Source organism: Streptomyces sp. LS1784 (assembly GCF_020103755.1).
In the GTDB taxonomy this organism is placed as follows: domain Bacteria; phylum Actinomycetota; class Actinomycetes; order Streptomycetales; family Streptomycetaceae; genus Kitasatospora.
This window is the reverse complement of the sequence record NZ_JAHSQD010000546.1, coordinates 1-5,479: the sequence shown is the minus strand read 5'-3', so window position 1 is coordinate 5,479 and position 5,479 is coordinate 1. Positions and strand designations below refer to the sequence as shown.

Below are 5,479 nucleotides of genomic sequence, written 5' to 3'. Positions count from 1 at the left end.
CGGCCGCCCGGCTGGGTGCCGCGCCGTTCGCGGGCTTCGCCCTGTCGGCCGTCCTCGCCCTGGTGCCGGCCCTGCGGGCGCCGACCGGCCTGGCGGTGTTGGGTCTGGCCGCGTTCGGCCTGCTGCACAACGTGCTGGAGCTGCGCTACGTGGCCGGCCGCTTCGCCACCGTCCTGACCGGCCCGCTGCTGCGGCTGCTGCTGGCACTGGTGACCGGCATCGTGCTGTGCCGCCTGCTGCCGCCCTCCCGGGCGTCCCAGGCGGCGGAGATCCTGCTCGCGTACGGCCTGCTGGCGGCCGCCTGCCGGTACGGGCTGCGCGGCCGCCCCCGGCTCCTGGCGGCGGGCGCGGTGCTGCTGGTGGCGGCCGGGGCGGCCTCGCTGGCCTTCCCGGCGTACCACTTCGTGGTGCTGGCCCATCTGCACAACGTGGTGCCGCTGCTGTTCCTGGCCGAGTGGTCGCGCCGGCTGCGGCGGGGGCGGGCCGGGTTCCTGGCGCTCCAGGCCGGCTGGGTGCTGGTGGTGCCGGCCCTGCTGCTGAGCGGTCTGCTGGACGGTCTGCTGTCCCAGCGCCCCGGCGGCTGGACGGACCGGCTGGCCGCCGCCTACACCCCGCCCGCCTGGCTGACCCCGGAGGCGGGCCTGCGCTTCCTGGCGGTGTTCGCCTTCCTCCAGACGATGCACTACGTGGTCTGGGTCTGGTTCCTGCCCCGGTACGCGCCGGAGGCCGCGGAGCGCTTCGACGCCCGGGTGCCGGCGCTGCGCGGGGTCCGGGCCTGGGCGCTGGGCGCGGGCGCCGGCGTGCTGCTGGCGCTGCTGTTCGCGGTGGACTACGCCCAGGGCCGGTCGCTGTACGCGGCGTTGGCGAGCTACCACGCCTATCTGGAGTTCCCGGTGTTGTTGATGCTGGTCCTGGGCCTGGGCGCGACCCGGGCACGAACGGAGGAGAAAGAGTGACGACGATCCTGCTGGCCGACATCGCCCCCTCGCCGACCGGCGGTTCCGGTGGTGAGCTTGTGGTGGTGCTGCTGATGGCGGCCGCGGTCGTGGCGGGTGCGGTCTGGCTGATCAGGCTGGAGCGCAAGCGGCGCGGCCCGGACGACCAGTGAGCCACGGCATGCACTATGGTTTATCTCGACATCGAGATAACTGCCCCTTACGATATATCTCGACATCAAGATACTTGCCGAGAGGCGCTCGCCGGCGATGCGGCAAGGTCTGCCTAAGTAAGGCTGACCTTACCACCGCGTGACGGCCGGATATCGCACGAAGCACCCAGAAGGAGTCAGTCGTGTCCGCGAACAGCTTCGACGCCCGCAGCTCGCTGCAGGTGGGCGACGAGTCGTACGAGATCTTCAAGCTCTCCGCCGTCGAGGGTTCCGAGCGGCTGCCGTACAGCCTCAAGGTGCTGCTGGAGAACCTGCTCCGCACGGAGGACGGCGCGAACATCACCGCCGACCACATCCGCGCCCTCGGCAGCTGGGACGAGAACGCCCAGCCGAGCCAGGAGATCCAGTTCACCCCGGCCCGCGTGATCATGCAGGACTTCACCGGTGTGCCGTGCGTGGTCGACCTCGCCACCATGCGTGAGGCCGTCAAGGAGCTGGGCGGCGACCCGGCCAAGATCAACCCGCTGGCCCCGGCCGAGCTGGTCATCGACCACTCGGTCATCGCCGACAAGTTCGGCACCAAGGACGCGTTCACCCAGAACGTCGAGATCGAGTACGGCCGCAACAAGGAGCGCTACCAGTTCCTGCGCTGGGGCCAGACCGCCTTCGACGAGTTCAAGGTCGTCCCGCCGGGCACCGGCATCGTCCACCAGGTGAACATCGAGCACCTGGCCCGCACCGTCATGGTCCGCGGCGGCCAGGCCTACCCGGACACCTGCGTCGGCACCGACTCGCACACCACCATGGTCAACGGCCTGGGCGTGCTGGGCTGGGGCGTCGGCGGCATCGAGGCCGAGGCCGCCATGCTCGGCCAGCCGGTCTCCATGCTGATCCCGCGCGTGGTCGGCTTCAAGCTGACCGGCGAGCTGCCGGCCGGCACCACCGCCACCGACCTGGTGCTCACCATCACCGAGATGCTGCGCAAGCACGGTGTGGTCGGCAAGTTCGTCGAGTTCTACGGTGACGGCATCGGCTCCATCCCGCTGGCCAACCGCGCCACCATCGGCAACATGTCGCCGGAGTTCGGCTCGACCTGCGCGATCTTCCCGATCGACGCCGAGACCATCAACTACCTGCGCCTGACCGGCCGTGACGAGCAGCAGCTCGCCCTGGTCGAGGCCTACGCCAAGGAGCAGGGCCTCTGGCACAACCCGGCGCACGAGCCGGTCTACTCGGAGTACCTGGAGCTGGACGTCTCCACCGTCGTCCCGTCGATCTCCGGCCCGAAGCGCCCGCAGGACCGCGTGGTCCTGGCCGAGGCCGCCGAGAAGTTCGCCGAGGCGCTGCCGACCTACTCCGCCGAGGCCTCGAAGCCGACCGCCGTCACCGCCCCCGACGGCTCGACCTACGAGATCGACAACGGCGCGGTCGTGATCGCCTCGATCACCTCCTGCACCAACACCTCCAACCCCTCCGTCATGCTGGGCGCCGCCCTGCTGGCGAAGAAGGCCGTGGAGAAGGGCCTGCACGTCAAGCCCTGGGTCAAGACCACCCTGGCGCCCGGCTCCAAGGTCGTCATGGACTACTACGAGAAGGCCGGCCTGCTCCCGTACATGGAGAAGCTGGGCTTCAACCTGGTCGGCTACGGCTGCGTCACCTGCATCGGCAACTCGGGCCCGCTGCCCGAGGAGGTCTCGGCCGCCGTCAACGAGTCCGACCTCGCGGTCGTCTCGGTGCTCTCCGGCAACCGCAACTTCGAGGGCCGGATCAACCCCGACGTCAAGATGAACTACCTGGCCTCCCCGCCGCTGGTGGTCGCCTACGCCCTCGCCGGCAACATGAACGTCGACATCACCAAGGACGCCCTGGGCCAGGACGCCGACGGCAACGACGTCTTCCTCGCCGACATCTGGCCGTCGGAGCAGGAGGTCGCGGACACCGTGGCCGCCTCCATCGACGAGGCGATGTTCGACAAGGGCTACCAGGACGTCTTCGCCGGCGACCACCGCTGGCAGTCGCTCCCGGTCCCGACCGGCAACACCTTCGAGTGGGACGCCGAGTCCACCTACGTCCGCAAGCCCCCGTACTTCGAGGGCATGGCCAAGACCCCGAGCCCGGTGACCGACATCGCCGGTGCCCGCGTCCTGGCCAAGCTGGGCGACTCGGTCACCACCGACCACATCTCCCCGGCCGGCAACATCAAGCCGGGCACCCCGGCGGCGCAGTACCTGACCGCCAACGGCGTCGAGAAGCGTGACTTCAACTCCTACGGCTCGCGCCGTGGCAACCACGAGGTCATGATCCGCGGCACCTTCGCCAACATCCGTCTGCGCAACCAGATCGCGCCGGGCACCGAGGGCGGCTACACCCGCGACTTCACCCAGGCCGACGCGCCGGTGTCGTTCATCTACGACGCCTCGCAGAACTACCAGGCCGCCGGCATCCCGCTGGTCGTCCTGGCCGGCAAGGAGTACGGCTCCGGCTCGTCCCGCGACTGGGCCGCCAAGGGCACCGCGCTGCTCGGCGTCAAGGCCGTCATCGCCGAGTCCTACGAGCGCATCCACCGCTCGAACCTGATCGGCATGGGCGTCCTGCCGCTGCAGTTCCCGGAGGGCGAGAACGCCGAGTCCCTCGGCCTGACCGGCGAGGAGACCTTCTCCATCGCCGGCGTGACCGAGCTCAACGAGGGCCGCACCCCGAAGACCGTCAAGGTCAAGGCCGGCGACAAGGAGTTCGACGCGGTCGTCCGCATCGACACCCCCGGTGAGGCGGACTACTACCGCAACGGCGGCATCCTGCAGTACGTGCTGCGCTCGCTGATCGGCTGAGTCCCGGCGCAGGCCTGAGGGGGCCGGACCGCACTTCGCGGTCCGGCCCCCTTTTGCATGCTGCACCGACCGGGCCCGTCCTCTTGTGCGGTGAACGGCAGATGGACTAAACCTCTCTCTCATCTGGTCCAGACCATTTGACGTCGCTTCAGAGAACAGGTCCGGTATGCCCACTCGCGCCTCAGCCCTGCTCGCCGCCGCCACCGTCGCCGCGCTGCTCGCCGCCCCCGCCACCGCCAACGCCGCCGACGGACGGCACGGCCCGAAGCTGAAGGGCCAGCGGGTCGGCTACTTCACCCAGTGGGGCGCCGACAGCTCCGCCAAGCGGGTCCAGGAGTCCGGCCAGGCGGCCAAGCTCACCGTCATCAACTACGCGTTCGGCAACGTCTCCGCCGACGGCACCTGCTTCGAGAGCAACGAGGCCGACCAGGGCGACGCCCGCAACGACTACCAGCGCCCCTTCTCCGCGACCGAGTCGGTGGACGGCGTGGCAGACGCGCCGGGCCAGAAGCTGAAGGGCCACTTCAACCAGCTGCGCAAGCTCAAGGCGAAGAACCCCCAGCTGCGCACGGTCATCTCGCTGGGCGGCTGGACCTGGTCCAAGTACTTCTCCGACGCGGCCGCCACCGACCAGGCCCGCAAGAAGTTCGTCTCCTCCTGCATCGACCTCTACCTCAAGGGCGACCTGCCGGTCCTGGCCGACTCCCCGGAGGGCGGCAAGGGCGCGGCCGCCGGCGTCTTCGACGGCATCGACATCGACTGGGAGTACCCGGGCGGCGGCGGCGACGCGGGCAACGTGGTCCGCCCCGAGGACGGGCGCAACTTCACCCTGCTGATGCGGGAGTTCCGCGACCAGCTGGACGCGCTGAGCGGCAAGAAGGGCAAACGCTACCTGCTGACCGCCGCCGTGGCCGCCAACGAGACCGTCGCCGACCGGCTCGAACTGCCCGAGCTGAGCGAGTCGGTGGACTGGCTGAACGTGATGACCTACGACCTGCACGGCCCGTGGGAGGGCAAGGGCCCGGCCAACCACCAGGCCAACCTGTACTCCGACCCGGCCGACCCGGACCCGCGCCGGCGCAGCGCCGACACGGCCGTCACCCACTACCAGGAGCGCGGCCTGCCCTCCGAGCAGCTCGTCCTCGGGGCCCCGCTGTACGGCCACGGCTGGACCGGCGTCGCCCCCGGCAAGCGCGGCGGCCTCTTCCAGAGCGCCACCGCGGCCGCGCCCGACCACTCCTACCAGGAGATCAACGCGCTGCCGGGCAAGGTCTACGTGGACCGCGACCACGGCGCGTCCTGGAAGTACGACGGCACCACCTTCTACAGCTACGACACCGCCGAGGTGCTCACCCAGAAGGCGCGGTACACGCGCTGGAACGACCTGGCCGGCGTGATGGTCTGGTCGCTGGACGGCGACGACGCCCAGGGCAGCGCGATCGCCGCGCTGGACCGCGGCCTGCGCCGCGACTGACCGTTCCCCCGCCCCGCGCCCAGGGCCCGCCGCGGACGCACCCGCGGCGGGCCCTGCCGCACCGCCGGT

4 protein-coding genes are annotated in these 5,479 nt (G+C 70.5%); all 4 read left to right on the top strand.

Annotated elements, in window-relative coordinates:
• Nucleotides 1-956 (top strand): hypothetical protein (locus KS423_RS37255; RefSeq protein WP_224284169.1); only part of this gene is annotated, 956 nt, incomplete at its 5' end.
• Entirely contained in the window at nt 953-1,108 is a 156-nt protein-coding gene (locus tag KS423_RS37250) for a hypothetical protein (RefSeq protein ID WP_224284168.1), read from the top strand. The genes KS423_RS37255 and KS423_RS37250, both read left to right, overlap by 4 nt.
• A 182-nt stretch (nt 1,109-1,290) precedes the next feature.
• The gene (acnA, locus tag KS423_RS37245) at nt 1,291-3,936 is read left to right on the top strand and encodes an aconitate hydratase AcnA (RefSeq protein ID WP_224284167.1); all 2,646 of its coding nucleotides are present in this window, start codon (nt 1,291-1,293) and stop codon (nt 3,934-3,936) included.
• 166 nt (nt 3,937-4,102) lie between these two features.
• Entirely contained in the window at nt 4,103-5,410 is a 1,308-nt protein-coding gene (locus tag KS423_RS37240) for a glycoside hydrolase family 18 protein (protein WP_224284166.1), read from the top strand.
• The last annotated feature ends 69 nt before the right edge of the window (nt 5,411-5,479 follow it).

What these genes read in the sequence shown, in the direction of transcription:
- KS423_RS37240 (WP_224284166.1), top strand. Translation starts at nt 4,103, where the DNA reads ATGCCCACTCGCGCCTCAGCCCTGCTCGCCGCCGCCACCGTCGCCGCG.